Source organism: Jannaschia marina (assembly GCF_013404595.1).
GTDB classification, from domain to species: domain Bacteria; phylum Pseudomonadota; class Alphaproteobacteria; order Rhodobacterales; family Rhodobacteraceae; genus Jannaschia; species Jannaschia marina.
This window is the reverse complement of record NZ_JABVAX010000017.1, coordinates 1-24,912: the sequence shown is the minus strand read 5'-3', so window position 1 is coordinate 24,912 and position 24,912 is coordinate 1. Positions and strand designations below refer to the sequence as shown.

Sequence of the window (24,912 nt, the reverse complement as noted above, 5' to 3'; positions counted from 1 at the left end):
CACCCGCAAATTATCTTGCTTGAGGCGCTGCGGGGCGTTTCCTAAAAGCGCGCATGACCCAAAGCGATGAACCCAGCCTTATCCGCCTTGCCCGCGAAAACGGGGCCGAGGTCCAAGCCGAACCGCTCGACCTCGGGGTGCGGGTGCGCGACCTGCGCAAGTCGCGCGGCTGGACGCTGGAACAGGCGGCGCAGCAAGCGGGGCTTGCGCGCTCCACTCTCTCGAAGATCGAGAACGGGCAGATGTCGCCCACCTTCGACGCGCTGAAGAAGCTGGCCACTGGGCTCGAGATCAGCGTGCCGCAGCTCTTCACGCCGCCGAGCAAGGCGCAGGTGATGGGGCGGCGCGACATCACGCGCCTCGGCGAGGGTCAGGCGCATGTGACGACGACCTACGAGCACGAGCTGCTGGCGGCGTCGATGACAAAGAAGACCATGCTACCCTACCGTGCCCGGATCCGGGCGCGCAGCTTCGACGAGTTCGACGGTTGGGTTCGCCATGGCGGCGAGGAGTTCATGCTCGTGCTGACGGGCACCGTGCGGCTCTTCCTCGAGTTCTACGAGCCGGTCGACATGAAGCGCGGCGACAGCGCGTATTACGACGCGTCCATGGGCCACAACGTCATCTCCACCTCGCCCGAGGACGCGACGATTCTCTGGGTCACAAGTCTGGCGTAATGAAGGCGTCGCCGTAGCTGATCTTCAGATCGAAGCCGTCGACCCGAAGGTTCGGATAGCGCGCGACCACATCGCGGAAGGCGCGGTGGCGGGCGCGTGGGATGGCCTGTGCGACGCTCTGGTGAAACGAGAGATGGGCGAGGTGCCTTTGATAGGCACGGGAGTAGGCCCAGTACTGGTTCGGCGTCAGCGCCGCGGCCCCCTCGTGGCCGTTGAAAACGATACGGATGCGCGCGTCACCGGCATCTGTCGTGTTCGGGGCATCGTACCAGAGGTAGCGGGTGTCGATGTCGGTGGCGAGGTTCAGCGTCGGATGCGCCCCCGCCGGCAGGGCGAGGACGATGAGGGCGGCCGCGAGCAACGCCTTCACTGCGTGCGACCCATCGGCGTGTCGGGGGTCGTGTCGTCGCCGAAGCGCTCGTCGTCTGCCATCGGGTCTTCTCCTTCGGGAACGTAGTCGCCGCTGTCGCGCACGGCGGCGTTGTCGTGGACGGGGGCGGCATATGCATCCGCCGGGAGCGGGCCGGCCAGGAACTCGTGCAGGCGCTGCTGCGCCTCCGCGGCGTCGGTGCCGCGCTTCTCGGCGATGCGCCGCGCGAGTTCGGCGGTGGAGCCGTCGGCGGCCTCCAGGTCGGCATCGTCGAGTTCGGGATAGGTCGAGAGGATCGGATCGCGGAAGGGCACCCAATCCTGGGCGAAGTCGTGTCGGCTCATTGTGTTTCCTTTCCTTTGGGAGGGAAACGCGGGGCGCATTGGCCGGTTCCTGTCGCGCCGGAGTTAAGCAGGTCGCAAAGGCCCTGTCATCCCGCGTCATGCGAGGGCGTCAGCCGAACATCTCCTCGAGGTTGACGGTCGACGCCGCGCCGACCTTGTCGAAGTCGCGGTCGAGGAAAGCGTCGGCCGCGCGGTGCCCCGCGCTGCGCAATTGCGACATGACGACGGGGTTGGCGACGGTCTTCGTCGCCACCGAGAGCTGCCGCATCAGGCTGTCGTCGGCGACCATGTGGACGAGGACGTCCTTCATCGCGCCCTCTGGGATCTTGCCGCCGCGCACGAGGCGCTGCACGAACTCGATCGCGCGGAGCTCCCGCAGGAGTGAGGTGTTGAAGCTGATCTCGTTGATCCGGTTCTGGATGTCGCGGGCCGTCACCGGCAATTCCGGGCGCTCCAGCGGATTGATGTTCACGATGAGGATGTCGCGCGGGAGATGCGCCTCGAAGAGCGGGAAGAGCGCTGGATTGCCGGTGTAGCCGCCGTCCCAGTAGTGTTCGCCCCCGATCTCGACCGCGGGAAAGAGCGTCGGCAGGCAGGCGGAGGCCAGGATCGCGTCGACCCCGATCGCCTGCCCGGTGAAGAGCTTGATCTTGCCGGTGCGCACGTTCGTGGCGCAGATGTGGAAATCCGGGCCCGCGTCCGAACAGATGCTCCTGAAATTCAACTTCCCGACGATGCGGCGCAGAGCATGTTCCGTCGCCCCGCCGGTCAGGTAGGGCGACACGGCCCGGGAGAACATATCGCCCGCCTGGTAGAGCGGCGACATCTCGACCCCGTGGCTGAGGGCCAGAGGCGAGAAGGCTTCGAGCCAGGGGGCGAGGCGCTCGTCGGTGAGCGCGCCCACATCCGTCCAGAGGGCTTCCAGCGTGTCACGGGCCAGATCCCGGCTGCCCCGGGCGAGGCCGCATTTGACCGCCGCGCCGTTCAGTGCGCCGGCGGAGGTGCCGGAGATGGCAGCGATCTCGAGCCGGTCGTCGGCGAGGATCCGGTCGAGCACGCCCCAGGTGAAGGCCCCGTGGGCGCCGCCGCCCTGCAGGGCGAGGTTGATGCGTTTCGCTTTCATGCCTTCGCCCCGGCCAGCTTGCGCATGGTTTCGAGGTCGCAGGCCGTCGCGTGGCCCATGGCACGCTTGACCCCGGGCAGGAGCGCCGCGCCATTCATGGCGAAGGAGAGTTCGATCAACCCCCGTTTGCCGTAGTGGTGCAGGATTTCCGCCCGCGCCCCGGCGTCGTCGGCGCGGTCGCAGGTGACGGCGTCCGAGAGCCGGATGATCGCGGGAAGGGGCGCGGGCAGTGACGGGTCGCCGGCGAGGATGGCGTCGATCGTTGCGGGCTTCAGGCCGGCCCGGCGCGCGAGGTTGATCTCCGCTTCGACGCAGCTGCCGCAATCGGCGGCGAGTGTTCCGCGCAGGCGGGCGGCGGCATGGGCGTCGGCGGGCAGGTGATTGACCGGGTCGAGGAAGCCGAAGATCCGGTTGTAGCGCCGCAGGAGCCCGAGGTCGGCCTCCGCGATCTCGCGCACGTAGGCCAGCGATACGCCGAGGCGCACCTCCGCCCGCTCGATCAGCAGGAGCGCGATCCGTGCCGGCAGCGTCGGCTTGCGCGGTGCGGGGCGATCAGCCATCGGCCCACTTCTTCAGAAGGTCCGTCACGAGGATGCCGTCGATCGTCAGCCCGGCATAATTGCCGTTGCTGATCGACGCATCGGTGAGGTTGACGTTCGAGAGGTGAAAGCCCGTCATGTTGACGTTCGTGATCCGCGTACCGGTCATGTTCGCGTCGGTGATTTCGAGCCCCGTGAGGTTGGCGTATTCGACGTGCGCCTTCGACAGGTTCACGTCATGGAGCCGCGCATCGCTCAGATTCGCGTTCTCGAAGCGCAGACCGGTTGCATCGATGTCCTCGAAGAGCGTGTTCATCAGGTGGGCGTCGCGAAAGGTGCTGTCCTTCAGGCTCACGCGGGTGAAGGCGGAACCGCAGAGATAGGTGTCTTCGATCTCGAGCTTGTCGCGCTTCGCGTCCTCGTTGCTCATAGCGCCGTCCAGCCGCCGTCGACGCTGATCGTCGTGCCGGTGATCTGGGCGGCGTGATCGGAGCAGAGGAAGAGCGCGGTGCCGCCGAGCTGATCGGTCGTGGCGAACTCCTTCGACGGCTGGCGCGTCAACAGGACCTCTCGGATCGCCGTCTCGCGGTCCATGTCGTATTTCTTCATCGTGTCGGGGATCTGCTCCTCGACGAGGGGCGTCATCACGTAGCCGGGGCAGATGGCATTGGCGGTGATCGGCTCTTCCGCCGTTTCCAGCGCGACGACTTTGGTCATGCCGACGACGCCGTGCTTCGCCGCGACATAGGCGGACTTGTAGGGCGAGGCCGTCAGCCCGTGGGCGGAGGCGATGTTGATGACGCGGCCCCATCCGGCCTCGCGCATCATCGGCAGGGCGGCAGCGGTCGTATGGAAGGCCGAGGACATGTTGATCGCGATGATCGCGTCCCACTTGTCGGCCGGAAACTCGTCGATGCCGGCGACATGCTGGATGCCGGCGTTGTTGACGAGCACGTCGCAGGCTCCGGCCTTCTCGATCAGGGCGCGGGCTTCCTTGCCCTTCGACATGTCGGCCTGGATGTAGCGCACGTCGACGCCGTGGGCCGTCGCCAGCTCCTCGGCCAGCGCATGGTCGGCCTTGTCGTCGGTGTAGGAGTTGAGCACGACGTTCAGCCCTGCCGCGGCAAAGCTGCGGGCCACGCCGAGCCCGATGCCGGAGTTCGATCCGGTGACGACCGCGGTTTTTCCCTGAAGCGACATATCGGCATTCCCTTGCTGTCCGGTTGCCGCCGACTGGACCACAGATGCTGCGCCTGCGAAAGTCGGGGTCTGCGCAAAACGTACATCGCGCCGGTCCGTTCCGAACCGGGCTTCCACAAGGCAAATCGACAGGTAAATCTTTCTGCTCGGACAAAAAAACGCCGGCACAAGGCCGGCGCTAAGTCATTGAGGCAGGTTTCATACAGGCAAGAAACCTATCGAGCAGTACCGTTCTTATAGACGTTCACGTCACGGAGTCCAAGCGAAAGTTTTGCCTGAAGGCCGGATGCGTTTCGGATAAACCTCAAATTCAACAGGCTGTTACCGAAGGACAAGACAATGGCAGGTCAGTGTTTCCGAAGAATCGGGCTTCGCAAATTTGCAACGCTTGCAACTCTGGCGGTCCTGGGATTCGCGCGCCCGGCGTTTGCCGATGGACATGGCATCGCCCTCTACGGCGAGCCCGCGCTGCCCCCCGACTACACCCATCTGCCGCAGGCAAATCCCGATGCGCCGAAGGGTGGCATCTTCTCCGATGGGCAGGTCGGCAGCTTCGACAGCCTCAATCCCCACATCGGTCAGGGCCGGGTCCCCTGGCAGTTGCGCTTCCTCGCCTACGAGAGCCTTCTCGGGCGCGCCTATGACGAGCCGTTCACGCTCTACGGGCTTCTGGCCGAGACCGTCGAAGTGAACGAGGCGCAAACGGAGATCACCTTTACGCTGAACCCGGCGGCGCGGTTCTCGGACGGCACGCCGGTGACGGTAGAGGACGTCATCTGGTCCTGGAACATTCTGGGCGAGGAGGGTGCGAACGGGCGCTATCGCAGCGCGTTCTCCAAGGTTGAAGCGGTCGAGGATCTGGGTGAGGGGCGCGTTCGCTTCACCATCGACAGCCCGGATCGGGAGCTTCTGATGAGCATCGGTCTGCGCCCGATCATGAAGGCGGCGCAGTATGCCGACGATCCATCGGCGTTTTTCCGCTCGGGCCTCGGCAACCTGCCGATCTCCAGCGCGCCCTACGTCGTCACTGACGTCGAGGCGGGTCGCTATGTCGAGCTGACGCTCGACGAGGACTACTGGGGTGCGGACCTTCCGTTCCGGCGGGGCACGAACAACGTCGGAACGATCCGCATGGAGTTCTTCGCCGATGCGACGGCGCATTTCGAGGCGTTCAAGGGCGGCGAGTTGTCGACCATGCGCGAGACCAACGCTGCCCGCTGGGCGCGGGACTACGATTTCCCCGCCGTGCGCTCCGGCGACATCGTGCTCTCGGAGGTGCCGCACCAGCGTCCGAGCGGGATGACGGGTCTCGTCATGAACACCCGAAAGCCGTTCTTCGCCGACTGGCGGGTGCGCGAAGCCATGATACAGGCGTTCAACTTCGACTACACCAACGGCGTCATCAACGCGGGCGAACAGCCGCGGATCACCTCCTACTTCTCGAACTCGCCCCTCGGGATGGAGCCGGGGGCCGCGACGGGTCGGGTGGAGGAGCTGCTTGCACCGATGGCGGCGGACCTCCTCCCGGGCACGATCGAGGGCTACGAGCTGCCGTCCACCGACGGATCGGCCGGCAACCGGCGCGGCCTGCGCCAGGCGACCCGCCTGCTGCAGGAGGCCGGCTATACCGTCGACGGCGGACGGCTGACGGGCCCCGATGGCCCGGTCTCCTTCGAGATCCTCGTGCCGCAGGGCTCCTCGGAGGTGGCCTCGATCGTCGACATCTACGTGGAGGCGCTCAAGCGGCTCGGCATCTCCGTCTCCGTCGCCTCGGTCGACAGCGCGCAGTTCAACGACCGCCGCGCGGCCTATGACTTCGATATGATCTGGTACCAGTGGGGCCTGACGCTCAGCCCGGGCAACGAGCAGCTGGGCTATTGGGGGCCGGCGGGCGTCGAGACGCCGGGGACGCGCAACCTCATGGGAGCCTCCGACCCGGCGATCGCGGCGATGATCGAGGCGATGCTGTCGGCCGGGAGCCAGGACGACTACGTCGCTGCGGTGCGCGCGCTCGATCGTGTACTGACGGCGGGCCGCTATGTCGTGCCGATCTGGCACAACCCCGTCAGCTGGATCGCCCATCGTGCCGACCTCAAGTACCCGGCCGACCGCCTGCCGATCTACGGCGACTGGATCGGGTTCCAGCCGGATGTCTGGTGGGTCGAGGAATAGCGCAGGATCAGGTCCAGTGCGGCATATCGCCTCCGGGCAGGGCCGCGCGGGCCGCGAGGAATTGCGGATAGGGCAGGGACTGGGCCGTGCAGACGGCCTGAACCCAGTCGTCATCGAGCATGACGAAGTCGAGCACGGCGGCCAGAAACTCCGCGTCGCCCGCCGCCCGCCGGATCGTCTCGCGGTCCGCGCCGGTGGTCGTCTGGAACGTGTCGAGCAGATCGGCCTCGGCGAGCCAGCCGAGCGCCCCCAGGGCGACCACTTCTGCATTCTCCGGTGTCACGTGTGCTTGCCTTTACGTAGAAACAACCAAAGGAAACCTTTTGTTAACTTTAATCGTCTCTAAAGATGTACGACAAAAGCTCCAATCCGAACTCCGCGAGTACCTTTGAATGACCGGCCGCATCCTTATTGTCGATGACGTCGCCACCAATCGCATCGTGATGAAGGTCAAGCTTGCGGCGGCCCGCTACGACGTCGTGTTGGCCGCAAGCGGTGAGGAAGCGATCGAGATCGCGCTCGCCGGGGGAATCGACATCATCATCATGGACATGATGATGCCCGGCATGAGTGGGGCCGAGACCTGCCGCCGCCTGCGCGAGACGCCGGCGATCGCCACCATTCCCGTCATTCTGGTCACCGCCTCAGACGACGTGGAATCGCGGATGGACGGCCTCTCCGCCGGGGCGGACGACTTCCTGTCGAAACCGGTGGACGAGCTGGCGCTGCTGGCCCGAGTCCGCTCGCTTCTGCGCACGCGGGGGGAAGAGCAGGAGTTCCACGCCCGGGGCGGCGACATGCTGGAAATGGCCCGTGCAGCAATGCCGGGTCTCTGCGAAGCGGGCCGGCAGACCGGTTACGACGCGACCCCGGCCACGAGCACGGGGCGCATCGCCCTCATCGGCGGCCCCGGGGCGACCTGGCTGCCGGTTCAAAGGGATCGCCTGCGCCCGATGTTCCGCGAGGCGGTCAAGATCATGGGGCGCGACGTCGCCCTCGCCGTCTCGGAGGATCGCGCGCCCGATCTCTTCCTCGTCGACGCCGACCTCGCTGCCCGCAACGACGGTTTGAGGCTCATGTCGGAGTTGCGCTCGCGTCCGGCGACGCGACACGCGGCCTTCATCGTCCTGCTGCCCAAGGGCGATAGCGAGCGCGCGGCCACGGCTCTCGACCTCGGCGCGGCGGACGTCAGCTACCACCCGTTCTCCGCCGACGAGATCGCCATGCGCATCCGCACGCAGCTTGCACGCAAGCGCCGGGCCGACCGGATGCGCGACACGCTCGAATCCGGGCTCAAGATGGCGATGTTCGACTCGCTGACGGGGCTGCACAACCGGCACTACGGCCTGCATCAACTCGACCTGGTCGCGACCCGCTGCCGGGTGCAGGGTATCCGTGCCGGTCTCATCCTGATGGACATCGACCACTTCAAGCGCGTCAACGACACCTATGGCCATGCTGCCGGCGATGCGGCCCTCGCCCGGGTGGGGCAGGCGCTGAAACTCGGTCTGCGTTCAGAGGATGTCGTCGCCCGCATCGGCGGGGAGGAGTTTCTCGCCGTCCTTCCCGATACGGACCTGCCGAACGTGCGGCTCGTGGCCGAACGGCTGCGCAGCGAGATCGAGAATATGGTGATCCCGCTGCCCGACGGCACGGAGCTGCGCGTCACGATCTCGCTTGGTGCGGGGCTGCTGCAACCCGCGGACGTGGCGGCGACCGACGCGCTCACCCGGGTCGACCGCGCGCTCTATGCCGCCAAGGACGGCGGGCGCAACCGGATCCATCTCATCGAGACCTGACGGGCCTCAGCGGCCCGGGCCGCGCAAGGCCGTCATCCGGTCGGCGAGGGTGGCGCGGTCGGCGGCCGACAGATCGGCGATGATCCCGGTCAGGACGACGAGCCCGCGATCGGCCAGTTCCGCCTGCAGCCTGCGTTGCGCCCCGAGAGCCGCCTCGAAGGCTTCGGGGTCGAAAGGGTCCGCCCGCAGCGTGCCGGCGACCTCGGCGCGCTGTGCGAGGATGCGGGGCCGCGCCTCGGCAAGTACAGGATCTTGCCGCAGGGCCCGGAACAGGGCTCGGCGGTCGGACCGGTCGAGCCCGCGCGCAAGCGTCGCGATCTCGGGTGGCCCGCCGCCATGACGTCCCGCCGATCCCTGCCGCCGGTCCGGTTCTCCCGACAGGAGCGCCCCGGCCACCGCCGCCGCGACCGCGACGTTGAGCGCCACCGAGACGACGAGCGCCACCTTGATCCATCCGCGCGTCATCCCGTATCTCCCTCCATCCAGACCGTGCCGAAGACACCGTCGAGCAGTTCCGTCTCGGTCGCGGCAAGCGTGCCGTCGGTCAGCGGAACGTAGCTCAGCACCACATCCGCCTGCGCCAGCCCCAGCCAGAGCCCAAGCACGGCGGCCGTGGGCACGCCGAGGGCCCCACCGATCCACGACCACGGCGATCTTCGCGCGGACGGTCGTGCGGTCGTTGCGCGGGTCGCATCGTCGAGCAGGCGCGCGCGCAGGCCGTCCCCGAGCGGGGCCTCGTCGTCCCGCGCCGCCCGCAGCAGCCGATCGAGATCGTCGTCATTCATGTCGCTCTCCTTCCGCTCCGCGCATGAGGGCCGCCAGACGGCGTTTGCCGCGCGCCGTCAGGCTTTCCACCGCCTCGACGCCGCAGTCCATCATGGCGGCAATGTCGGGGTTCGAGTAGCCTTCGATGTGGCGCAGGACCACGGCCTGGCGTTGCCGTTCCGAAAGCGCCCGAAGGGCCGCGTCGAGTGCGGAAAGCCGTTCCGCACGGATCATCCGGGCCTCGACTCCAGGCGTGGTGTCCTCGGCGTCCCAGCCGTCCGACAGGGCCGTCGTCCGCCTGTTCCGCCGGTGCGCGTCGATGGCGAGGTTCGCCGCGACCCGGCCGAGCCAGGTCGAGACCTGCGCCGCGCCGTCCACTTCCCACTCCCTGGCGCGCCCCCAGAGCCGCAGGAAGGCCTCCTGCACGATGTCTTCGGCCAGTGCCCTGTCGCCGCCGGTCATGCGCTGGACGAAGGCCAGCAGGCGCGGCCCGAGCCGATCGACGAGAACCGCGGCGGCCGGCCCGTCTCCGGCCCGGGCGCGGGCCAGCAGGGCCGCGTCTGTCTGATCTGCGTCGTCGGTCATGCACTTCCTTGGCAGTCTCGGCCGGGCAGCGCAAACCGCCCGGCCGGGCGGGGCTCAGTCGCGCGCGCGGCGCTCGCCGATCGCGTCCCATTCTTCCAAGCTGAGGCTGCCGTTGCCGTCGGTGTCCGCACGCTCGAACCGATTTCCGGCACGGCCCCGCGGGCCGCGATTGCCGGCTCCCTCGCGCAGCTCGGCCTGGCTCAGCTGGCCGTTGCCGTCGGCGTCGAGACGCTCGATCATCCGCGCGGCCCGCGCCTCGACCCGCCCGCTCCGGGCGGCCTGCAACTCGGCCGCCGAGAGCCGGCCGTCGCCGTTAGTGTCAACCATGTCGAACCGCTCGGTCCCGCGGGCCTCGCGGTGGGCACGAAGTTCCTCCTCGGTCACGGCACCGTCACCGTTCGCGTCGACCTCGTTGAAGGCCGGCCGTGCCCCGCCGGGCTCCCGCGCTTCGGCCAGCGTGCCGAGCGAAAGGCCGGCCAGGATCGCGAGGCCGAGGTAGGTGATCTTCTTCATCTTCGTCTCCTTCGTCTGCGCGGGCCCTTTGCCCTGCGCTCCCCTCTTTCACGACGGCCGGCCGCCGTTCCGTCGCGCACCGGGTAAGAAAAGCGACATCCCGCCGCAGCGACCCTCTGCTCCCTTCCCGATGCGGCGCAGCGGGCGTAGGACAGGCGCAAAAGGATACCGCCATGACCGACGCCCTCGCCGAGACCGCCCCGACGCCGACCGAAGAGGTTCAGGCCGAACGCCCGATCTGGCCGGCCATGGTGCGCGGTTGGCGGCGGCGCTGTCCGAACTGCGGGACGGGGCCTATGCTCAAAGGCTACCTCAAGGTCCGTGACAGCTGCCCGGTCTGCGAGCAGGCGCTGCATCACCACCGCGCCGATGACGGACCGCCCTACCTGACGCTGCTGGTGGTGGGGCACATCATCGGGCCGGCGATGCTCTGGTTCTTTGTCGCCTACGAGCCCGATCCCTATACCTTCATGGCGATCTTCATGGTGGCGGCGACCGCGATGTCGCTGTGGTTCCTGCCGCGTCTGAAGGGGATGCTCGTGGCGATCCAGTGGGCCACGCGGATGGGCGGCTTCGGCCAGGGGGACGCGCCGTCGGACGTCAGTCGGTGACGGAGCAGCCCATCCGGCCCGCGGCGACGGTCGTCCTCTACCGTGAGACGCCCGGCGGGGCTTCGGTGCTGATGGGACAGCGGGGGGCCGGGGCGGTCTTCATGCCGAGCAAGTTCGTTTTCCCGGGTGGCGCGGTCGATCCGGACGATGGCGAAGTGCCCTTGGCCCGTCCGTTGCCCGGTACCCTGCGCGATGCGCTCGCCCGCGACAGCGACGTCCCGCCGCAGGCGCTCGTCGCGGCTGCCCTGCGCGAGCTGGCCGAGGAAACCGGACAGATCATCGCGGCCCCGGGGGCGGGCTGTGACTGGCCCGGCTTCTCGGGTCTGCTGCCCGATCCGCGCGATCTGCGGTTCGTGTTTCGCGCGATCACGCCGCCCGGCCGGCCCCGTCGGTTCGACGCCCGCTTCTTCCTTGCGCCCGCGACGGCGCTCCTGACCGACCCGGATGATTTCACCCGCGCCGAGGACGAGTTGAGCCACCTGCAATGGGTGCCGCTCGAGGCCGCGCGGGGGCTGGACATGCCCTTCATCACCGAAGTCGTCCTGGCCGAGACGGCGGCGATCCTTGAGGGCACCGACGCGCCGGGGACGCCGTTCTTCGACAATTCCGGGGACACCTCCACCTTTCTGCGGCTCTGAGGGGCGGGAGATCGTCGGGTCGAGCCTGACGATGACGCGCCGCCTCGCTCAGCCGGTCAGGCGGGCGGCTCCGGCGTAGGGCACGTTGACCTTGCCATAGCGGCGGACACGGACGTTGCATTGCTCGGCGTGGCCGGCGAAACCTTCGAGCAGGCAGAGGCGTGAGCCATAGGCCCCGATCTCGGCGGCGGCTTCGTCGGTGGTGACCTTCTGATACGAATGGGTCTTCAGGAACTTCCCGACCCAGAGCCCGCCCGTATAGCGCCCCGCCTTCTTCGTTGGCAGCGTGTGGTTCGTGCCGATCACCTTGTCGCCGTTGGCGACATTCGTGCGCGGCCCGAGGAAGAGCGCCCCGTAGCAGGTCATCTTCTCGAGGAACCAGTCGTCGCGGTCGGTCATCACCTGTACGTGCTCGGAGGCGATCTCGTCGGCGACCTCCAGCATCTCCTCGTAGGTGTCGCAAAGGATCACCTCACCGTAGTCGCGCCAGCTGACGGATGCGGTGTCGGCCGTCGGCAGGATTTCGAGCAGGCGGTCGATCTCCGAGAGCGTGCCTTCCGCGAGCTTGCGCGAGTTCGTCACCAGCACGGCGGGCGAATTGTAGCCGTGTTCCGCCTGCCCGAGCAGGTCGGTCGCACAGAGCTCCGCGTCGACAGTGTCGTCGGCGATCACCATGGTCTCCGTCGGCCCGGCGAAAAGGTCGATGCCCACGCGTCCGAAGAGCTGCCGCTTGGCTTCGGCGACGAAGGCGTTGCCTGGGCCCACGAGCAGGTGCACGGGGTCGATGCTCTCGGTCCCGATGGCCATGGCACCCACGGCCTGGATGCCGCCGAGGACGTAGATCTCATGCGCGCCGCCGAGGTGCATGGCGGCGATCACGGCGGGGTTCGGCTCACCCTTGAAGGGCGGCGTGCAGGCGACGATGCGCGGCACACCGGCGACGGCGGCGGTCGCCACCGACATATGGGCCGAGGCCACCATGGGAAACTTGCCGCCGGGCACGTAGCAGCCGACGGATTGCACCGGGATGTTCTTGTGGCCGAGGATGACGCCCGGCATCGTTTCGACCTCGACGTCCCGCATGGAGTCGCGCTGGACCTGCGCGAAGGCCTTCACCTGGGCCTGGGCGAAGCGGATGTCGTCCATGTCCTCGGGAGACACCTTGGCGATGATCGCCTCGATCTCCTCGGGGCTCAGACGGTAGCTCTCGCGCTCGAAGCCGTCGAACTTGACCGCAAGCTCGCGCACGGCCGCGTCGCCCCGCGCCTCGATGTCGCGGAGCGTGTCGGCCACGATCGCGGCGGTCTTGGCGTCGTCTTCGGCGCGTTCGGTCTCGGGTTTGCCGCGCTTGAGGTAGTCGATGGTCATGGTCGGGCCTCCCTGAAGGGTCGGTGGCCGCAGATCCGGGCGGGTGCCGGCTGTGGCTTGCATACGTATTCAACTTGTCGCGATTCAAGCGCCCGCACAAGGGCCTTCGGCCAGCCGCCTCAGGCACGCATCAGGATCAGCGCGAGGACGCTCGCCGTGACGAGAGCGATGGCGGCGAGTTCGCGCCGGGTGAACCGCTCGCCAAGCACGAGCCAGGAGATGCCCATGGAAAGCACCAGTTCCACCTGCCCGACGGCATTGACGTAGGCGGCGGTCTGGAGCGTGTAGGCGGTAAACCAGCCGAGCGAGCCGGCCATGGAGGTCAGCCCCACGAGCGTCGTCGCCCGCCAGCGCGTGAAGACGGCAATGAGGCCCGCGCGGTCGCGCCAGGCCAGCCAGCTCCCCAGCATCGCCGCCTGCGCGAGGGTGACGAGGCCAAGCGTCACCGCGGCCCGCAGCACGGGTGCGTCACTCTCCACGAGGAGCGAGGCACCGCGGTAACCTACCGCCGAGACCGAGAAGAAGACGCCCGAGCCGAGCCCCAGCAGCGCGCCGCGGTTGAGCACCTGCCAGCCGCCGGAGGCCGGCACGGAGAGCATCAGCACGCCGACGAGGCCGACGCCCATTGCGACAAGATCGAGCCAGGTCACCGTCTCTCCGAGGATCAGGAAGCCGGTCGCGACGGTCATCAGGACGGTGATCTTCGAGAAGGCGATGCCGACGGCGAAGTTGCGGTAGGCAAAAAGCGCGACGACGCACATCGTCGCCAGGATCTGGCAGATGCCACCGGCGAGCGCGTAGCTCCAGAAACCCGGTCCGACGGACGGAAGCGGCGCGCCGGAGACCCCGGCATAGAGTGCGAGCCCCGCCCCGATCGCGACCGGCGCATAGACGAAGCGTGCGAAGGTCGCGGCCGCCGCGCTCAGCCCGGAGACTGCCAGCCGCTTCTGCAGCAGGAACCGGAACGATTGTACGGAGGCGGCGAAGAGCGTGGCGAGGACCCAGAGCGACATGGCCGCATCTGGCACGGTCGCCTCGGAGCGCGCCAGTTGAAATCCCGCGCGCGCCTGCGAACGATCTGCGCCGATTTCCATCATTGTCTCGACTTTCGCGCGAATACGCGGTCAATTCGACAAAATCTGGCCGCAAATCTGCTTTATATCCGACGCAATCCGACCGGAGTTCTGCCTCAATGCCCCTTGCCGACCTGCCGGTGAAGCTTTTCGAAACACTCAAGCGGAGGACTCCTCCGCTTGTCCTGTCGCTTGGCAGGTCGCCCCTGTCGCGCCGCGCCAGCCGGGCCGAGACGCTCTGCATGATGGTCGGCCTCGGCGGGCTCGGACTCGCGCTCGGGGTGACCGTGGCTCAGGCGACCCTGCCGCCCGTTCTCGAGACGGAGGCGGCGCTGCGGCGCGCCGTGGTCGAGGCCGGCTTCGACGATGCCTTCTGTCCCGACGGCTGGGCGGCGGATCATGCGGCGCTGCTGCCGCTGACCGAGGCCGAGGTCATGGCCTGGTATCTCGGCGAATCCTTCGCGCTGACGGACGCCGAGGTCATCGCGTCGGTCGGGCTCTACGTGACGGAGCCCCGCGACTACCGGCAGATCCAGGGGGCCGCGTTGACGCGTAACCAGATCTTGCTCTGCATCGCCGAGAGCCGCCGCCTCGTCACGCCGCTGCACGAGCGGATTCCGCCGGATCTGCGCCGGGGCCTCGACACGATCTGAGGCGGGTCACACGGGTGCCGTTGCGGAAATTCAGGCTGGCCGAGGAGTTTGGTTTAACGTTAAACAAATCGCGAGCCAGACCGAGGATTCCGCGATGACCGACCCGACCGACGACAGCCAGGCCGCACAGCGCCAGGCAGCGTTGCACTACCATCAGCATCCGAAACCCGGGAAGCTCGAAATCCGCGCGACGAAGCCGCTCGCCAATGGTCGCGACCTCGCGCGGGCCTATTCGCCGGGCGTCGCCGATGCCTCCACCGCGATCCACGAGAACCCCGAGACGGCGCGCGACTACACCGCGCGTGGCAACCTCGTCGCCGTCGTATCGAACGGCACGGCCGTCCTCGGTCTGGGCAACATCGGCGCGCTCGCCTCCAAGCCGGTGATGGAGGGCAAGGCGGTGCTCTTCAAGAAGTTCGCCGGCATCGACTGCTTCGATATCGAGGTGAACGAGAGCGACCCCCGGCGGCTCGCCGACATCGTCTGCGCGCTGGAGCCGACCTTCGGTGCGATCAACCTCGAGGACATCAAGGCTCCTGACTGCTTCGTCGTCGAACGTCTCTGCCGGGAACGGATGAACATCCCCGTCTTCCACGACGATCAGCACGGCACGGCGATCGTCGTCGGGGCTGCCGCGCTGAATGCGTTGCGACTGACCGGGCGTGACTGGGGCGACATCAAGGTCGTCTCGACCGGCGGCGGCGCGGCCGGGATCGCCTGCCTCAACATGCTCGTCACGCTTGGCGTGAAGCGGGAGAACGTCTTTCTCTGCGATCTCGCCGGCCTCGTCCACGAGGGCCGGACCGAGGATATGACAGAGGAGAAGGCGGCCTTCGCCCAGTCGGGCGGTCCGCGAACGCTGGATGACGTGATCGAGGGGGCGGATCTGTTCCTCGGGCTGTCGGGACCGGGTGTCCTCAAGCCCGAGATGGTGGCCAGGATGTCCGCGAAACCGATCATCTTCGCGCTCGCGAACCCGAACCCCGAGATCGTCTACGACCTCGCCAAGTCGACCGCGCCCGACGCTGTGATCGCGACGGGGCGCAGCGACCACCCGAACCAGGTGAACAACGTCCTTTGCTTCCCGTTCATCTTTCGCGGCGCGCTCGACGTCGGCGCGACGGAGATCAACGAGGCGATGAAGGTGGGCTGTGTCGAGGGCATCGCCGCGCTCGCCCGTGCCACGACGTCGGCCGAGGCGGCCGCCGCCTATCAGGGGGAGCAACTGACCTTCGGGGCCGATTACCTGATCCCGAAGCCTTTCGATCCGCGGCTCATGGGCGTCGTCGCGAGTGCCGTGGCCGAGGCCGCCATGGAGTCGGGCGTCGCCACCCGACCCATCGACGACATGAAGGCCTACAAGGCCAATCTCGACGCCAGCGTCTTCAAATCCTCGATGATCATGCGTCCCGTCTTCGCCGCCGCCGCGCAGGCACAGCGGCGCATCGTCTTCGCCGAGGGGGAGGACGAACGGGTTCTCAGGGCCGCGCACGCAATGATCGAGGAGACGACCGACATTCCGATCCTCATCGGTCGCCCCGACGTCATCGACACCCGGATCGAACGTGCAGGCCTTGCCCTCGTCGTCGACCGCGACTTCGAAGTGGTGAACCCCGAGAGCGACCCGCGCTATCGCGACTATTGGGAGACGTATCATGCGCTGATGGCCCGCCGGGGCGTCGCCACCGATCTGGCGCGCGCCGTCATGCGGACGAACACCACGGCGATCGGGGCGGTCATGGTGCACCGGGGCGAGGCGGACTCGCTCATATGCGGCACCTTCGGGCAGTTCCTCTGGCATCTGCGCTACGTGACCGACGTGCTGGGGCAGGGCGGGCTGCACCCCGTCGGTGCGCTCAGCCTGATGATCCTGGAGGACGGCCCGCTCTTCATCGCCGATACCCATGTCCACGCGCAGCCGACGCCCGATCAGATCGCCGAGACGGTGATCGCCTGCGCCCGCCATGTGCGCCGCTTCGGAGTGGAGCCGCGGATCGCGCTCTGCTCGGGGTCGCAGTTCGGGAACCTCGACTCGGCCTCCGGGCAATGCATGCGGGCCGCCATGGCGCGGCTCGACGCGATGGCGCTCGACTTCCAGTACGAGGGCGAGATGAACGTCGACGCGGCGCTCGACCCCGAGTTGCGCGCCCGCTTCCTGGCCGACTGCCGGATGAACGGGCCCGCGAATGTGCTCGTCTTCGCCTCGACCGATGCCGCCGGGGCCACGCGCAACATCCTGAAGGCCCGGGCCGGGGGGCTAGAGGTCGGTCCGATCCTGATGGGGATGGGGAACAAGGCCCACATCGTCACACCGTCGATTACGGCGCGGGGTCTTCTGAACATCTCGGCGCTCGCCGGGACGCCGGTGACGCACTACGGGTAACCACGCGGAAGATCAGCCGTCCGACAGGCTGCGGTGCCGGCGTCGGCTCAGACGCGCGATGGCGTCCGCGATATGCGGGTCGGCGATGGCGTCGTCTCCCGCGGCCACGCGGACCAGGTGTGCTTCGTGGAGAACGTCGGCGTGCGTCGCGCCCTCTGGAGGCACGAATTTGTACGACGCGAGTTCGATGAGCATCCCCAGCGGATCCTGGAAGTAGATCGAGTTCATGAAGCCTCGATCCTTCTCGCCCGAGTGGTCGATGCCACGTGAATCGAGTCGGGCGACGAGCTGGCTGTAGGTGGCCTGACTGACCGCGAAGGCGATGTGGTGGACGCAGCCCGCATCGGTCGGGGTGCGCGCCGGATCGGGGCTGCGGGCCTCGTTCGTGAAGATCGTAATGAGCCGGCCGTCGCCCGGATCGAAGTAGAGATGCCCCTGCTCGGGGTCGTCGAGGTTTGGCTGCTCGAAGAGGAAGGGCATCCCGAGAACGCCTTCCCAGAACTCGATGGAGGTCTGGCGGTCGGCCCCCATCAGCGTGATGTGGTGCAGGCCCTGTGTCGGGAGCTTTTCCATCCGGTCGGTCCTTCCCGGCTGCCTTTCAGGCCGCGCGCACTTCCGACGAGAGCTTCAAGACGCCGTCGCCGTCCTCCTGCTCGATATAGAGCGCGGGGTCGTCGTCCGAACCGTCGCGGGTTACCTCGCTGCCGCCGAGCTTGCGGGTGATCTTCTGAGTGTAGGTCTTCTCGACGGTGCCTTCGGCGGTGCCGTTGCCCCACTCCCATTTCACCTTGTCGCCGACGTTGTAGGTCTTGGCCATCTTGAACACTCCTGATGCAGGTTTCCTGTCATTCGAACGCGCGAGGGGGCCCGGTGTTCCGCAGCGTCAGCGCAGGCCGCGGGCGCGAAGCTCGGCGCGGGTGACGCTGCGCAGGTGGACGGCGTCGGGCCCGTCGACGAGCCGCAGGGTGCGCAGGTGAGCGTAGGTGCGGGCGAGATCGGTATCCTGGCTCACGCCGGTCGCGCCGTGCATCTGGATCGCCGCGTCGCAGACCTCGAGCGCGGCGAGAGGCACGAAGACCTTGGCCTGGCTGATGAAGGGCGCGGCGCGTTTCATGTCGCCCGTCTCGGCCTCGGCGGCGTCCATCTCGGCGGCCGCGCGCAGACACATCAGGCGCGCGGCGTCGATCTTGATGCGCGCCTCGGCGATGCGGTCGGGGTTGCCGCCGAGGTCCTTGATGTCCTGCCCGAAGGCCCGCCGGTCCGCCCCGCGCGCGATCATCAGGTCGAGGCACTTCTCAGCCATGCCGACCGCGCGCATGCAATGGTGGATGCGCCCCGGCCCGAGCCGTCCCTGCGCGATCTCGAAGCCCCGGCCTTCGCCGAGCAGCATCGCGTCGAGCGGAACGCGCACGTTCGTATATCGGATGTGCATGTGTCCGTGCGGGGCCTCGTCGTCGCCGAAGACCTGCATCCCCCGCAGGATTTCAACGCCCAGCGTGTCGCTCGGCACCACCACCATGGAGTGCTGCGCGTGGCGCGGCCCGTCGTCGGCGGTGCGGCACATGACGATATGGACGGCGCAGCGCGGATCGCCAGCGCCCGTGGCCCACCACTTCTCGCCGTTGAGAACCCAGTCGTCGCCATCGCGGTGGCAGCGGAGCGCGATGTTCGTCGCATCGGAGGAGGCGACCTTCGGCTCGGTCATCAGGTAGGCGGAGCGGATTTCCCCGGCCATGAGGGGCGCAAGCCAGCGCGACTTCATCGCCTCGGTGCCGTAGCGGGCGAAGACCTCCATGTTGCCGGTGTCGGGCGCGTTGCAGTTGAAGACCTCGGGCGCGAGCCACGATCGGCCCATCTCCTCGGCAATCCAGGCGTAGTCGACCGTTGTGATGCCGGGCCCACCAGGTAGATGGGTCTGCCACAGGTTCCAGAGGCCACGGGCGCGAGCGATCTGCTTGAGGGTTTCAAGGATTTCCGTCTGACGCGCCGTGTGCTGCCAGCGGTCGTCGCCGCGCCCCGTTTCGGCATGGAACTCGGCGTCGCGGGGGGCGATCTCCTCGCGCACCATCGCAGCGACCGCATCCCGCAGCGTGTGGCCTCTCTCGCTCAGTCCGATATCCATGGCGTCCTCCCTCGCGCCACTCTTGCCAGCGCGCGACGGGCGCGCAACCCTGCCACCATGGATGGATTGCCCCCCGATCTCGCCGATTGGCTCGGCCCGCGCCTGCCGGGCCGCCCCCGTATCACCGGGGCGCGCCGGTTCGGAACCGGGCAGTCGAACCCCACCTGGGCGCTTGACACCGATGCCGGGCCACTCGTCCTGCGCGCGAAGCCGCCGGGGCCGCTGCTGCCGAAGGCGCACATGGTCGACCGGGAGTATCGCGTGATGGCGGCGCTCGCGGAAAGCGCGGTGCCGGTGCCCCGGATGATCCTGCTGGCGGACGGGGCGAACCCGCTCGGGCGCGACTTCTACGTCATGGAGCACCTCGCCGGGCGCATCTTCTGGGATCCGGCCCTGCCGGAGGTCGAGGGCCGCGCGGCGATCTATGCCGCGATGAACGACGTGCTGTCGGCGCTCGCTCGCGTCGATCCGGTGACCGTCGGTCTGGCCGACTACGGGCGGGCCGAGGGATTCTTCGCGCGGCAGGTTTCGCTCTGGACACGGCAATATGCAGCCAGCGTGGAGACGCCCGACCCCGGCATGTTGGATCTTGGCGATTGGCTTGCAGGTCAGGCGGTCGACCCGGCCCCGCCGGCGCTCGTGCATGGAGATTTTCGGCTCGACAACATGATCTTCCACCCCGAGGAGCCGCGGGTGATCGGCCTCCTTGACTGGGAGCTGTCGACGCTCGGCCATCCGATGGCCGACATCGCCTATCAATGCATGCAGTGGCATCTGCCCCATGGCGGCCCGCTGCGCGGTCTCGGCGGTCTGGACCGGGGCGCACTGGGCCTGCCGGAGGAGGCTGCCTACGTCGCGCGATGGTCGGCGGCGAGCGGCATCGCGGTGACCGACTGGTCGGCGTGGATGGTGCTTTCGGCCTATCGCCTCGCGGCGATCCTTGCGGGCGTCGGGGCGCGGGCGGCGGCGGGCAACGCGTCGAACCCCCAGCAGGGCCGCGCCTACGGGGCGCTCGTGCCCGAGCTGATTGCCCTCGGGCAAAGGCTTCGCGACTAGGCTACAACTGCCGGCGCGGCTGACCGGTCAGGTGACGCATCCGCGCCATGACGTCGACGCCCATCTGCGCCATCAGGCCGATCGTGTCGTTCGGCAGCCAGTTCTCGGCGATGCGGCCGGTTTCGTCGAAGCGGTAGAAGTCCATCACCCGGAATCGCAGATCCCGACCCGTGGCTGGGATGCCGAAGTAGTCCGCGCCGGTGTGCGGGCAGAGCACGTCGCCCCCCGTCACCGCGAAGGGGCCATCCGAAAGGCGCACGAAATGGCCGGCACCCTTGCGGTCCGGAAAGGCGCGCAGAAACGGGATCTGATGATGCGCGCGGAAGCCGTCGAGGCCGCGGCAGGCCCCGATGTTGCCGGCTGCGTAGTACATGAAGTCCTGCGCCCAGGCCTCCATCGGCATCGAGTCGATGTTTTCGCCGTCGAAGAGGTGAAGCGCGTCGTGCATCGCCAGCACGCGGTCGAGGCTGCCCGCGTCTTCGGCCGGGGCAAGGCGCAGGCCGTGGCCGCCTCGGGGGGCGGGCCAGTGACCGGGCACCCCGAGGGATGGTCCCATGGGCCAGCATCCGGCCTGACGCATCAGTCCCGCGATGTCCCACAGCAGCCAGGACGCTTGGATGCGACCGTCTTCGATGTGGTGGGCCTCGCCGTAGGTGAGCGTGACCAAGCCCTGCGTCGGCGGAATGTCGGCGAAGGGGGCGCGGAAGGTGCCCATGTAGGAGCCGAGCGTCGCGACGAGTGTCGGTGCGCGATGTTGCGTCCAGCGGGTATCGGGCCGGTTCGGACCGGCAAGGAGGATCTCGTCGCGTCGCTCCAGATCGGGGAGCGCCCGTCGCAGCGCGGCCATAAGCTCGCCATAGCCCGCACCGTCCATCGCCCCGAAGGGCGCGGGCGCGTCGACCGGCGCATCCGGCAGGATGCGGCTGTCGTCTCCGGCGGCGAAGGCCTCGAGAACGTGCAGGGCGCCCGTTCTGGAGGCGGCGGTGTCGAAGGGCATGGTCGTCTCCTTGCATACGCTTGCAAAACGCTTGCCGCAGAGGGGCGCGGCTGTCTAGGGTGATCGGGAGACAGTGATCGAGGTTCGACCATGGCGGGAATTCAACTCAAGGGCGTCACCAAACGCTGGGGCGATTTCGTCGGTGTGCAGGAATTCGATCTCGACATCGCGGATCGGGAGTTCCTCGTGCTGCTCGGACCCTCGGGGTGCGGCAAGACGACGACGATGCGCATGATCGCGGGTCTCGAAGACCCCACGGACGGCGACATCGTCATCGGCGAGACGCGCGTGAACGACCTCGACCCGAAGGACCGGGACGTCGCCATGGTGTTCCAGTCCTACGGCCTCTATCCGAACATGAATGTCTACGAGAACATCCGCTTCCCCCTGAAGGTGCGCAAGGTGCCCGAGGGGGAACACGACGAGCGCGTGCGCCGGGCGAGCGCGATGGTGGAACTCGACGATTTCCTGCACCGCAAGCCCGCCGCGCTCTCGGGCGGGCAGCGGCAGCGCGTGGCGCTGGCCCGCGCAATCGTGCGCACGCCCAAGGTCTTCCTGATGGACGAGCCGCTCTCGAACCTCGATGCGAAGCTGCGCGTCTCGACCCGCGCGCAGATCAAGAACCTCAGCCATGAACTCAAGGTCACGACGATCTACGTGACCCACGACCAGATCGAGGCGATGACGCTCGCCGACCGCGTCGTCGTGATGAAACAGGGGGTCGTCCAGCAGGTCGGAACCCCGACCGAGATCTACGACCGCCCGGCCAACACCTTCGTCGCGGGTTTCATCGGCAGTCCGGCCATGAACCTGATGGAGGGGGAGGTCGTCGACGGCACCTTCCATGCGAACGGTGCCGAGATTCCCGGCTTCGACGGCGTGAAGGGATCGGTGATCTGCGGCTTCCGCGCGGAAGATGCGACCGTGGCCGAGGAGGGCAGGGGCGAGGTTTCGGCTCCAGTCTACTCTATGGAGCTTCTGGGCGACTCGACGATGGTGACGGTGCGGGCCGGGGGCGCGCTCGTCGCGGTGAAGGCCCCGAAGGATTTCCGCACCGAGATCAAGGCGGCGTTCTCGGCGAACGTTCCCGCCTCGATCTGTCATCTCTTCGATGCGAAGACGGGCGAGCGGATCGGCTGACCCGCCCGCCCTGCGTCGCTCAGCCCTCGGGCAGAAGCACCGCGTCGATGACGTGGATCACGCCGTTCGAGGCCTCGATGTCGGCCGTCGTCACGTTCGCGCCGTTGACGGTCACGCCGCCCTCGGTGCCGATCGTCAGCGTGCCCTCGTTCACGGCCGTCGCCTCAAGCCCGTCGGAGAGATCGCCAGACATCACCGCGCCCGGAACGACGTGATAGGTCAGGATGTTCACCAGCTGCTCCTGGTTCTCGGGCTCGAGCAGGCTTTCGACCGTGCCCTCGGGCAGGGCTGCGAAGGCGTCGTCGGTCGGAGCGAAGACCGTGAGCGGACCCTCGCCCTTGAGCGTCTCAACGAGACCGGCGGCTTCGGCCGCGGCGAGGAGCGTCGTGAAGCTACCGGCTTCGGCGGCGGTATCGACGATGTCCTTCGCGTCTTCGGCGAAGGCGGGCATCGCGATAGCTGTCGTCGCGGCGAGGGCGATGAAGGTTCTGCGGATCATGTGATGTCTCCCATTTGCATTGCAGTTCGGCCGCGTGGACCGATGAGCGGCAGATAGGGAGGAGCGGCAGTGGGAAAAGCCCGTACTGCGGCACTATCGCGCGGGTCCGGCACCTTGAATTCGGAGGCGGACACGCCAAGCCAAGGTCGCGTCGATCTTCAAGTTACGACAATGTGTTGCGCGGATCCCCGCCGGTGCGTCGGCTAGCCCAGCAGAACGCCCAGGACAACGCACATCAGGCCGATCGCCGAAACCGCCAGCGCCCCGAGGTTGCGCGCCACGAGCCGGCGAAGTCGGGCCTCCATCTCCGCTCCTTCGAGCCCCGACGCCCGGGCGCGCGCCGCGACGACGATGCACCATACGAGCCCCGCGAGGCCTAGCGCCGTCAGGCTCGCGCCGATCCAAACCAATGCCGCCATTCCCGGGCCTCCCGATTGCATCACCCTGCCGCCGGCGGTAGCGAAGACCGGCAAAGCCGACAAGAGGAGCAGGGAAGAATGGTAGATCTCAAGGTGGTCGAGGACGGACCCGCGGACAGCTACCGCGTGACGGCGGACGAGCTGCGGCAGTTCATCGAGCGTGTCGAGCGTCTCGAACAGGAGAAGAAGGACATCGCCGAGCAGGTCAAGGAGGTCATGGCCGAGGCCAAGGGCCGCGGCTACGACACCAAGGTCATGCGCAAGCTGATCGCACTCCGCCGGCGGGAGCCTGACGACATAGCCGAGGAAGAGGCGATCCTCGACATGTACAAGGAAGCGCTCGGCATGAGCTGATCCGCCGCACCTCAGGGCGCGAGGAAGGTGACGTCGACGCGGGCGCGGATCGCGGCGACGTCGTGCTCGTAGAGGCTGGAGAGCGTCACGATCATCTCCTCGGTCCAGCCCGGCAGCGTGATCTCGGGCGCGACGGCCTTTTCATCCGCGTATTTCCCGAGAAAGGCGGTGACGACCTTGCGCCATGTCGCGCGGCTGCGCGTGGGATTGTCGCGCAGGTAGGACGTGAAACGCTTGTAACCCTCCCGTGTCATCACTTGGCGCAAGACGGCGTCCTCGCCTTCGAGGTCGACGTCGATACCCGCGATCGCGCCCAGGACATCGGGCCACAGGAGCGGCAGATCCTCGTTGCACCAAAGCGTCAGGGGCACGTCGGGACAGGCTTCTCGGATCCGCGAGACAGGCCCGGACCAGAGCATCGACGCGAGATCCTGCCCCGCGATGAAGGCCGGGAATTCGGTGGCCGAGGAAGCTTCGAAAAGGGCGGGGATGAACGTGGCCGGATTGCGCAGCGCAAGATAGAACCGGACCTCGTGACCGGGAAAGACATCGCGCAACATCTCGGCGCGGCGGCCCACCTCGGCATACATGCCGGTGCCGTTCAGCACCTTGGCATAGACACCGAGAAATCCTTCGTAGCTCAGTACGACGCGATCCGCATCCTGATCGGTCAGAAGCTCCTGCAGAAGCGGGTTCGCCGCGCCCGGCAGCAGTGCCGCTTCGCCCTGCAGCGCCTTGCGGATTGCCGGTCGGGCCTTGCCGCCCGGCGGCACGGCAACGGAATGCTGCGTCAGGAGGGATGTGTTTTCGCCGAGCGTCCGAAGGATCAGATCTTCGTCGGTGCAATGTGCACCCAGATGTATAGCGATCTGCACCGGCCCGGCCCCTCTGGTCTTTTGCACCAGCCTAGCCGCGGCCAGCGGGACAGGCAAACGCCAAAGCCGGGCCACGCCGCCCCTTGTCTGGGCGCGCGGCGACGGTTATGGCACGCGACGTGCCCCTATAGCTCAGCTGGTAGAGCAACTGATTTGTAATCAGTAGGTCCGCGGTTCGAGTCCGTGTGGGGGCACCATATAACATCATGAAATCGTTGGATAAATAGTCGGGCGGCGATCCATCGCCCCTCAGATTTTGCAACAACTTTGCAACATCGCGGGAATGTTGCGCTCGACGTTTAAACAGCCAAGCCACTGTTACAAAAAGAAATTCTTGACTACCCGGCCTCGGAAGCCTACCTATGCCCCACGGACGCGGAATCGCGTTCGCTATCAACGGAGTTCCAGACATGACCAATTCTTCCGCGCAAGCGGTCGAATGAGGCGTGGGCTCCGCAGGTGGCAGGTGCTCCCCTCTATTTTCACGCGCCACCTAGGACGATAAAATTATGTCTACTGAGGTGCTCCCCGATCCTTGGACAGGATCTGGCGTTTTCTAAGCTACTCTCTGGGCCTCCTGGTCGGGTTGCATGATCGTCGTGCCGGCGCGGTAGACCACGTCCGGTGGTTGTCCGTC

The 24,912-nt window shown here is 67.5% G+C and carries 30 protein-coding genes and 1 tRNA gene; 11 read left to right on the top strand and 20 right to left on the bottom strand.

Annotation, left to right across the window (positions count from 1 at the left end):
• Positions 1-53 precede the first annotated feature (53 nt).
• Positions 54-677 carry a helix-turn-helix domain-containing protein gene (locus HSX43_RS17560; RefSeq protein WP_179381443.1) on the top strand — a complete coding sequence of 208 codons (624 nt, stop codon included), beginning with the start codon at positions 54-56 and terminating at the stop codon, positions 675-677.
• Here the strand turns inward: HSX43_RS17560 and HSX43_RS17555 are convergent.
• The 6 genes from HSX43_RS17555 to HSX43_RS17530 form a co-directional block, all read right to left on the bottom strand.
• Positions 661-1,047 (bottom strand): hypothetical protein, encoded by a 387-nt coding sequence (locus HSX43_RS17555; protein ID WP_179381442.1) that lies wholly within the window; start codon positions 1,045-1,047, stop codon positions 661-663. The genes HSX43_RS17560 and HSX43_RS17555 overlap by 17 nt on opposite strands.
• Entirely contained in the window at positions 1,044-1,391 is a 348-nt protein-coding gene (locus tag HSX43_RS17550) for a hypothetical protein (RefSeq protein WP_179381441.1), read from the bottom strand. The genes HSX43_RS17555 and HSX43_RS17550 overlap by 4 nt, the downstream gene beginning before the upstream one ends.
• A gap of 109 nt (positions 1,392-1,500) precedes the next feature.
• Entirely contained in the window at positions 1,501-2,514 is a 1,014-nt protein-coding gene (locus HSX43_RS17545; protein ID WP_179381440.1) for a patatin-like phospholipase family protein, read from the bottom strand.
• A complete protein-coding gene (locus HSX43_RS17540; protein WP_235962726.1) occupies positions 2,511-3,074 on the bottom strand; it encodes a carboxymuconolactone decarboxylase family protein in 564 nt (187 codons plus the stop codon). Before HSX43_RS17540 ends, HSX43_RS17545 begins: the two co-directional genes overlap by 4 nt.
• On the bottom strand, positions 3,067-3,483 hold the full coding sequence (locus HSX43_RS17535) for a pentapeptide repeat-containing protein (RefSeq protein ID WP_179381439.1): 417 nt from the start codon (positions 3,481-3,483) through the stop codon (positions 3,067-3,069). The genes HSX43_RS17540 and HSX43_RS17535 overlap by 8 nt, the downstream gene beginning before the upstream one ends.
• On the bottom strand, positions 3,480-4,253 hold the full coding sequence (locus tag HSX43_RS17530) for a 3-hydroxybutyrate dehydrogenase (RefSeq protein ID WP_179381438.1): 774 nt from the start codon (positions 4,251-4,253) through the stop codon (positions 3,480-3,482). Before HSX43_RS17530 ends, HSX43_RS17535 begins: the two co-directional genes overlap by 4 nt.
• A gap of 339 nt (positions 4,254-4,592) precedes the next feature.
• On the opposite strand from HSX43_RS17530, the gene HSX43_RS17525 reads away from it, so the two are divergent.
• Positions 4,593-6,425 (top strand): extracellular solute-binding protein, encoded by a 1,833-nt coding sequence (locus HSX43_RS17525; protein WP_179381437.1) that lies wholly within the window; start codon positions 4,593-4,595, stop codon positions 6,423-6,425.
• Positions 6,426-6,432: 7 nt separating this feature from the next.
• On the opposite strand, the gene HSX43_RS17520 is transcribed toward HSX43_RS17525, so the two are convergent.
• The gene (locus tag HSX43_RS17520) at positions 6,433-6,708 is read right to left on the bottom strand and encodes a DUF3572 domain-containing protein (protein ID WP_179381436.1); all 276 of its coding nucleotides are present in this window, start codon (positions 6,706-6,708) and stop codon (positions 6,433-6,435) included.
• 109 nt (positions 6,709-6,817) lie between these two features.
• Here HSX43_RS17520 and HSX43_RS17515 point away from each other — a divergent pair, with 109 nt between their 5' ends.
• Positions 6,818-8,224, top strand: a complete 1,407-nt coding sequence (locus HSX43_RS17515; RefSeq protein ID WP_179381435.1) for a diguanylate cyclase — start codon at positions 6,818-6,820, stop codon at positions 8,222-8,224.
• Between the two features lie 6 nt (positions 8,225-8,230).
• On the opposite strand, the gene HSX43_RS17510 is transcribed toward HSX43_RS17515, so the two are convergent.
• Genes HSX43_RS17510 through HSX43_RS17495 form a run of 4 tightly spaced genes read right to left on the bottom strand, consistent with a single transcriptional unit; the run spans position 8,231 to position 10,087 of the window.
• Positions 8,231-8,689 (bottom strand): periplasmic heavy metal sensor, encoded by a 459-nt coding sequence (locus HSX43_RS17510; RefSeq protein WP_179381434.1) that lies wholly within the window; start codon positions 8,687-8,689, stop codon positions 8,231-8,233.
• Positions 8,686-9,009: a hypothetical protein gene (locus HSX43_RS17505; RefSeq protein WP_179381433.1), complete on the bottom strand. Its 324-nt coding sequence runs from the start codon at positions 9,007-9,009 to the stop codon at positions 8,686-8,688. Before HSX43_RS17505 ends, HSX43_RS17510 begins: the two co-directional genes overlap by 4 nt.
• A complete protein-coding gene (locus HSX43_RS17500; RefSeq protein WP_179381432.1) occupies positions 9,002-9,574 on the bottom strand; it encodes a sigma-70 family RNA polymerase sigma factor in 573 nt (190 codons plus the stop codon). The genes HSX43_RS17505 and HSX43_RS17500 overlap by 8 nt, the downstream gene beginning before the upstream one ends.
• A 54-nt stretch (positions 9,575-9,628) precedes the next feature.
• The gene (locus HSX43_RS17495) at positions 9,629-10,087 is read right to left on the bottom strand and encodes an EF-hand domain-containing protein (protein ID WP_179381431.1); all 459 of its coding nucleotides are present in this window, start codon (positions 10,085-10,087) and stop codon (positions 9,629-9,631) included.
• A gap of 173 nt (positions 10,088-10,260) precedes the next feature.
• Between HSX43_RS17495 and HSX43_RS17490 the strand changes: the two genes are divergently transcribed.
• A complete protein-coding gene (locus tag HSX43_RS17490; RefSeq protein WP_179381430.1) occupies positions 10,261-10,698 on the top strand; it encodes a DUF983 domain-containing protein in 438 nt (145 codons plus the stop codon).
• Positions 10,695-11,336, top strand: coding sequence for an NUDIX hydrolase (locus tag HSX43_RS17485; RefSeq protein ID WP_179381429.1), 642 nt, complete (start codon positions 10,695-10,697; stop codon positions 11,334-11,336). Before HSX43_RS17490 ends, HSX43_RS17485 begins: the two co-directional genes overlap by 4 nt.
• A gap of 48 nt (positions 11,337-11,384) precedes the next feature.
• Here the strand turns inward: HSX43_RS17485 and hisD are convergent, their stop codons facing one another.
• Positions 11,385-12,704 carry a histidinol dehydrogenase gene (gene hisD / locus HSX43_RS17480; RefSeq protein ID WP_179381428.1) on the bottom strand — a complete coding sequence of 440 codons (1,320 nt, stop codon included), beginning with the start codon at positions 12,702-12,704 and terminating at the stop codon, positions 11,385-11,387.
• Positions 12,705-12,823: 119 nt separating this feature from the next.
• Positions 12,824-13,798 (bottom strand): DMT family transporter, encoded by a 975-nt coding sequence (locus HSX43_RS17475; protein WP_328795493.1) that lies wholly within the window; start codon positions 13,796-13,798, stop codon positions 12,824-12,826.
• A 98-nt stretch (positions 13,799-13,896) separates the two neighbouring features.
• On the opposite strand from HSX43_RS17475, the gene HSX43_RS17470 reads away from it, so the two are divergent.
• Together HSX43_RS17470 and HSX43_RS17465 are read left to right on the top strand one after the other, a co-directional pair.
• On the top strand, positions 13,897-14,430 hold the full coding sequence (locus HSX43_RS17470) for a hypothetical protein (protein WP_179381427.1): 534 nt from the start codon (positions 13,897-13,899) through the stop codon (positions 14,428-14,430).
• A 94-nt stretch (positions 14,431-14,524) separates the two neighbouring features.
• Positions 14,525-16,813 (top strand): NADP-dependent malic enzyme, encoded by a 2,289-nt coding sequence (locus HSX43_RS17465; protein ID WP_179381426.1) that lies wholly within the window; start codon positions 14,525-14,527, stop codon positions 16,811-16,813.
• 12 nt (positions 16,814-16,825) lie between these two features.
• Here HSX43_RS17465 and HSX43_RS17460 read toward each other — a convergent pair whose 3' ends face one another.
• From HSX43_RS17460 to HSX43_RS17450, 3 genes are all read right to left on the bottom strand, one after another.
• Positions 16,826-17,386, bottom strand: coding sequence for a VOC family protein (locus HSX43_RS17460; RefSeq protein WP_179381425.1), 561 nt, complete (start codon positions 17,384-17,386; stop codon positions 16,826-16,828).
• Between the two features lie 25 nt (positions 17,387-17,411).
• On the bottom strand, positions 17,412-17,630 hold the full coding sequence (locus HSX43_RS17455; protein ID WP_179381424.1) for a hypervirulence associated TUDOR domain-containing protein: 219 nt from the start codon (positions 17,628-17,630) through the stop codon (positions 17,412-17,414).
• A 66-nt stretch (positions 17,631-17,696) separates the two neighbouring features.
• Entirely contained in the window at positions 17,697-18,935 is a 1,239-nt protein-coding gene (locus HSX43_RS17450; RefSeq protein ID WP_179381423.1) for an acyl-CoA dehydrogenase family protein, read from the bottom strand.
• Between the two features lie 57 nt (positions 18,936-18,992).
• Between HSX43_RS17450 and HSX43_RS17445 the strand changes: the two genes are divergently transcribed.
• A complete protein-coding gene (locus tag HSX43_RS17445; protein WP_179381422.1) occupies positions 18,993-19,991 on the top strand; it encodes a phosphotransferase family protein in 999 nt (332 codons plus the stop codon).
• Position 19,992: 1 nt separating this feature from the next.
• Here HSX43_RS17445 and HSX43_RS17440 read toward each other — a convergent pair whose 3' ends face one another.
• A complete protein-coding gene (locus HSX43_RS17440; protein ID WP_179381421.1) occupies positions 19,993-20,988 on the bottom strand; it encodes an ester cyclase in 996 nt (331 codons plus the stop codon).
• Positions 20,989-21,078: 90 nt separating this feature from the next.
• On the opposite strand from HSX43_RS17440, the gene HSX43_RS17435 reads away from it, so the two are divergent.
• The gene (locus HSX43_RS17435) at positions 21,079-22,128 is read left to right on the top strand and encodes an ABC transporter ATP-binding protein (RefSeq protein ID WP_179381420.1); all 1,050 of its coding nucleotides are present in this window, start codon (positions 21,079-21,081) and stop codon (positions 22,126-22,128) included.
• Positions 22,129-22,147: 19 nt separating this feature from the next.
• Here the strand turns inward: HSX43_RS17435 and HSX43_RS17430 are convergent, their stop codons facing one another.
• Both HSX43_RS17430 and HSX43_RS17425 read right to left on the bottom strand, forming a co-directional pair.
• Positions 22,148-22,627 (bottom strand): fasciclin domain-containing protein, encoded by a 480-nt coding sequence (locus HSX43_RS17430; RefSeq protein WP_179381419.1) that lies wholly within the window; start codon positions 22,625-22,627, stop codon positions 22,148-22,150.
• A gap of 203 nt (positions 22,628-22,830) precedes the next feature.
• Positions 22,831-23,046 (bottom strand): hypothetical protein, encoded by a 216-nt coding sequence (locus tag HSX43_RS17425; RefSeq protein WP_179381418.1) that lies wholly within the window; start codon positions 23,044-23,046, stop codon positions 22,831-22,833.
• A gap of 78 nt (positions 23,047-23,124) precedes the next feature.
• Between HSX43_RS17425 and HSX43_RS17420 the strand changes: the two genes are divergently transcribed.
• Positions 23,125-23,400 carry a DUF2312 domain-containing protein gene (locus HSX43_RS17420; protein ID WP_179381417.1) on the top strand — a complete coding sequence of 92 codons (276 nt, stop codon included), beginning with the start codon at positions 23,125-23,127 and terminating at the stop codon, positions 23,398-23,400.
• Between the two features lie 11 nt (positions 23,401-23,411).
• Here the strand turns inward: HSX43_RS17420 and HSX43_RS17415 are convergent, their stop codons facing one another.
• Positions 23,412-24,302: a hypothetical protein gene (locus HSX43_RS17415; protein WP_179381416.1), complete on the bottom strand. Its 891-nt coding sequence runs from the start codon at positions 24,300-24,302 to the stop codon at positions 23,412-23,414.
• A gap of 94 nt (positions 24,303-24,396) precedes the next feature.
• Here HSX43_RS17415 and HSX43_RS17410 point away from each other — a divergent pair.
• Positions 24,397-24,472: transfer RNA gene (locus HSX43_RS17410), tRNA-Thr, on the top strand.
• Positions 24,473-24,912 lie beyond the last annotated feature (440 nt).

Excerpts from the sequence above, each read along its gene's own strand:
- HSX43_RS17445 (WP_179381422.1), top strand. The coding sequence starts at position 18,993 with ATGGATGGATTGCCCCCCGATCTCGCCGATTGGCTCGGCCCGCGCCTG.
- HSX43_RS17525 (WP_179381437.1), top strand. The coding sequence starts at position 4,593 with ATGGCAGGTCAGTGTTTCCGAAGAATCGGGCTTCGCAAATTTGCAACG.
- HSX43_RS17450 (WP_179381423.1), bottom strand. The coding sequence starts at position 18,935 with ATGGATATCGGACTGAGCGAGAGAGGCCACACGCTGCGGGATGCGGTC.
- hisD (WP_179381428.1), bottom strand. The coding sequence starts at position 12,704 with ATGACCATCGACTACCTCAAGCGCGGCAAACCCGAGACCGAACGCGCC.
- HSX43_RS17495 (WP_179381431.1), bottom strand. The coding sequence starts at position 10,087 with ATGAAGAAGATCACCTACCTCGGCCTCGCGATCCTGGCCGGCCTTTCG.
- HSX43_RS17455 (WP_179381424.1), bottom strand. The coding sequence starts at position 17,630 with ATGGCCAAGACCTACAACGTCGGCGACAAGGTGAAATGGGAGTGGGGC.
- HSX43_RS17440 (WP_179381421.1), bottom strand. The coding sequence starts at position 20,988 with ATGCCCTTCGACACCGCCGCCTCCAGAACGGGCGCCCTGCACGTTCTC.
- HSX43_RS17475 (WP_328795493.1), bottom strand. The coding sequence starts at position 13,798 with ATGGAAATCGGCGCAGATCGTTCGCAGGCGCGCGCGGGATTTCAACTG.
- HSX43_RS17505 (WP_179381433.1), bottom strand. The coding sequence starts at position 9,009 with ATGAATGACGACGATCTCGATCGGCTGCTGCGGGCGGCGCGGGACGAC.
- HSX43_RS17510 (WP_179381434.1), bottom strand. The coding sequence starts at position 8,689 with ATGACGCGCGGATGGATCAAGGTGGCGCTCGTCGTCTCGGTGGCGCTC.
- HSX43_RS17530 (WP_179381438.1), bottom strand. The coding sequence starts at position 4,253 with ATGTCGCTTCAGGGAAAAACCGCGGTCGTCACCGGATCGAACTCCGGC.
- HSX43_RS17515 (WP_179381435.1), top strand. The coding sequence starts at position 6,818 with ATGACCGGCCGCATCCTTATTGTCGATGACGTCGCCACCAATCGCATC.
- HSX43_RS17470 (WP_179381427.1), top strand. The coding sequence starts at position 13,897 with ATGCCCCTTGCCGACCTGCCGGTGAAGCTTTTCGAAACACTCAAGCGG.
- HSX43_RS17535 (WP_179381439.1), bottom strand. The coding sequence starts at position 3,483 with ATGAGCAACGAGGACGCGAAGCGCGACAAGCTCGAGATCGAAGACACC.
- HSX43_RS17425 (WP_179381418.1), bottom strand. The coding sequence starts at position 23,046 with ATGGCGGCATTGGTTTGGATCGGCGCGAGCCTGACGGCGCTAGGCCTC.
- HSX43_RS17500 (WP_179381432.1), bottom strand. The coding sequence starts at position 9,574 with ATGACCGACGACGCAGATCAGACAGACGCGGCCCTGCTGGCCCGCGCC.
- HSX43_RS17435 (WP_179381420.1), top strand. The coding sequence starts at position 21,079 with ATGGCGGGAATTCAACTCAAGGGCGTCACCAAACGCTGGGGCGATTTC.
- HSX43_RS17490 (WP_179381430.1), top strand. The coding sequence starts at position 10,261 with ATGACCGACGCCCTCGCCGAGACCGCCCCGACGCCGACCGAAGAGGTT.
- HSX43_RS17465 (WP_179381426.1), top strand. The coding sequence starts at position 14,525 with ATGACCGACCCGACCGACGACAGCCAGGCCGCACAGCGCCAGGCAGCG.
- HSX43_RS17540 (WP_235962726.1), bottom strand. The coding sequence starts at position 3,074 with ATGGCTGATCGCCCCGCACCGCGCAAGCCGACGCTGCCGGCACGGATC.
- HSX43_RS17420 (WP_179381417.1), top strand. The coding sequence starts at position 23,125 with ATGGTAGATCTCAAGGTGGTCGAGGACGGACCCGCGGACAGCTACCGC.
- HSX43_RS17430 (WP_179381419.1), bottom strand. The coding sequence starts at position 22,627 with ATGATCCGCAGAACCTTCATCGCCCTCGCCGCGACGACAGCTATCGCG.
- HSX43_RS17460 (WP_179381425.1), bottom strand. The coding sequence starts at position 17,386 with ATGGAAAAGCTCCCGACACAGGGCCTGCACCACATCACGCTGATGGGG.
- HSX43_RS17560 (WP_179381443.1), top strand. The coding sequence starts at position 54 with ATGACCCAAAGCGATGAACCCAGCCTTATCCGCCTTGCCCGCGAAAAC.
- HSX43_RS17550 (WP_179381441.1), bottom strand. The coding sequence starts at position 1,391 with ATGAGCCGACACGACTTCGCCCAGGATTGGGTGCCCTTCCGCGATCCG.
- HSX43_RS17545 (WP_179381440.1), bottom strand. The coding sequence starts at position 2,514 with ATGAAAGCGAAACGCATCAACCTCGCCCTGCAGGGCGGCGGCGCCCAC.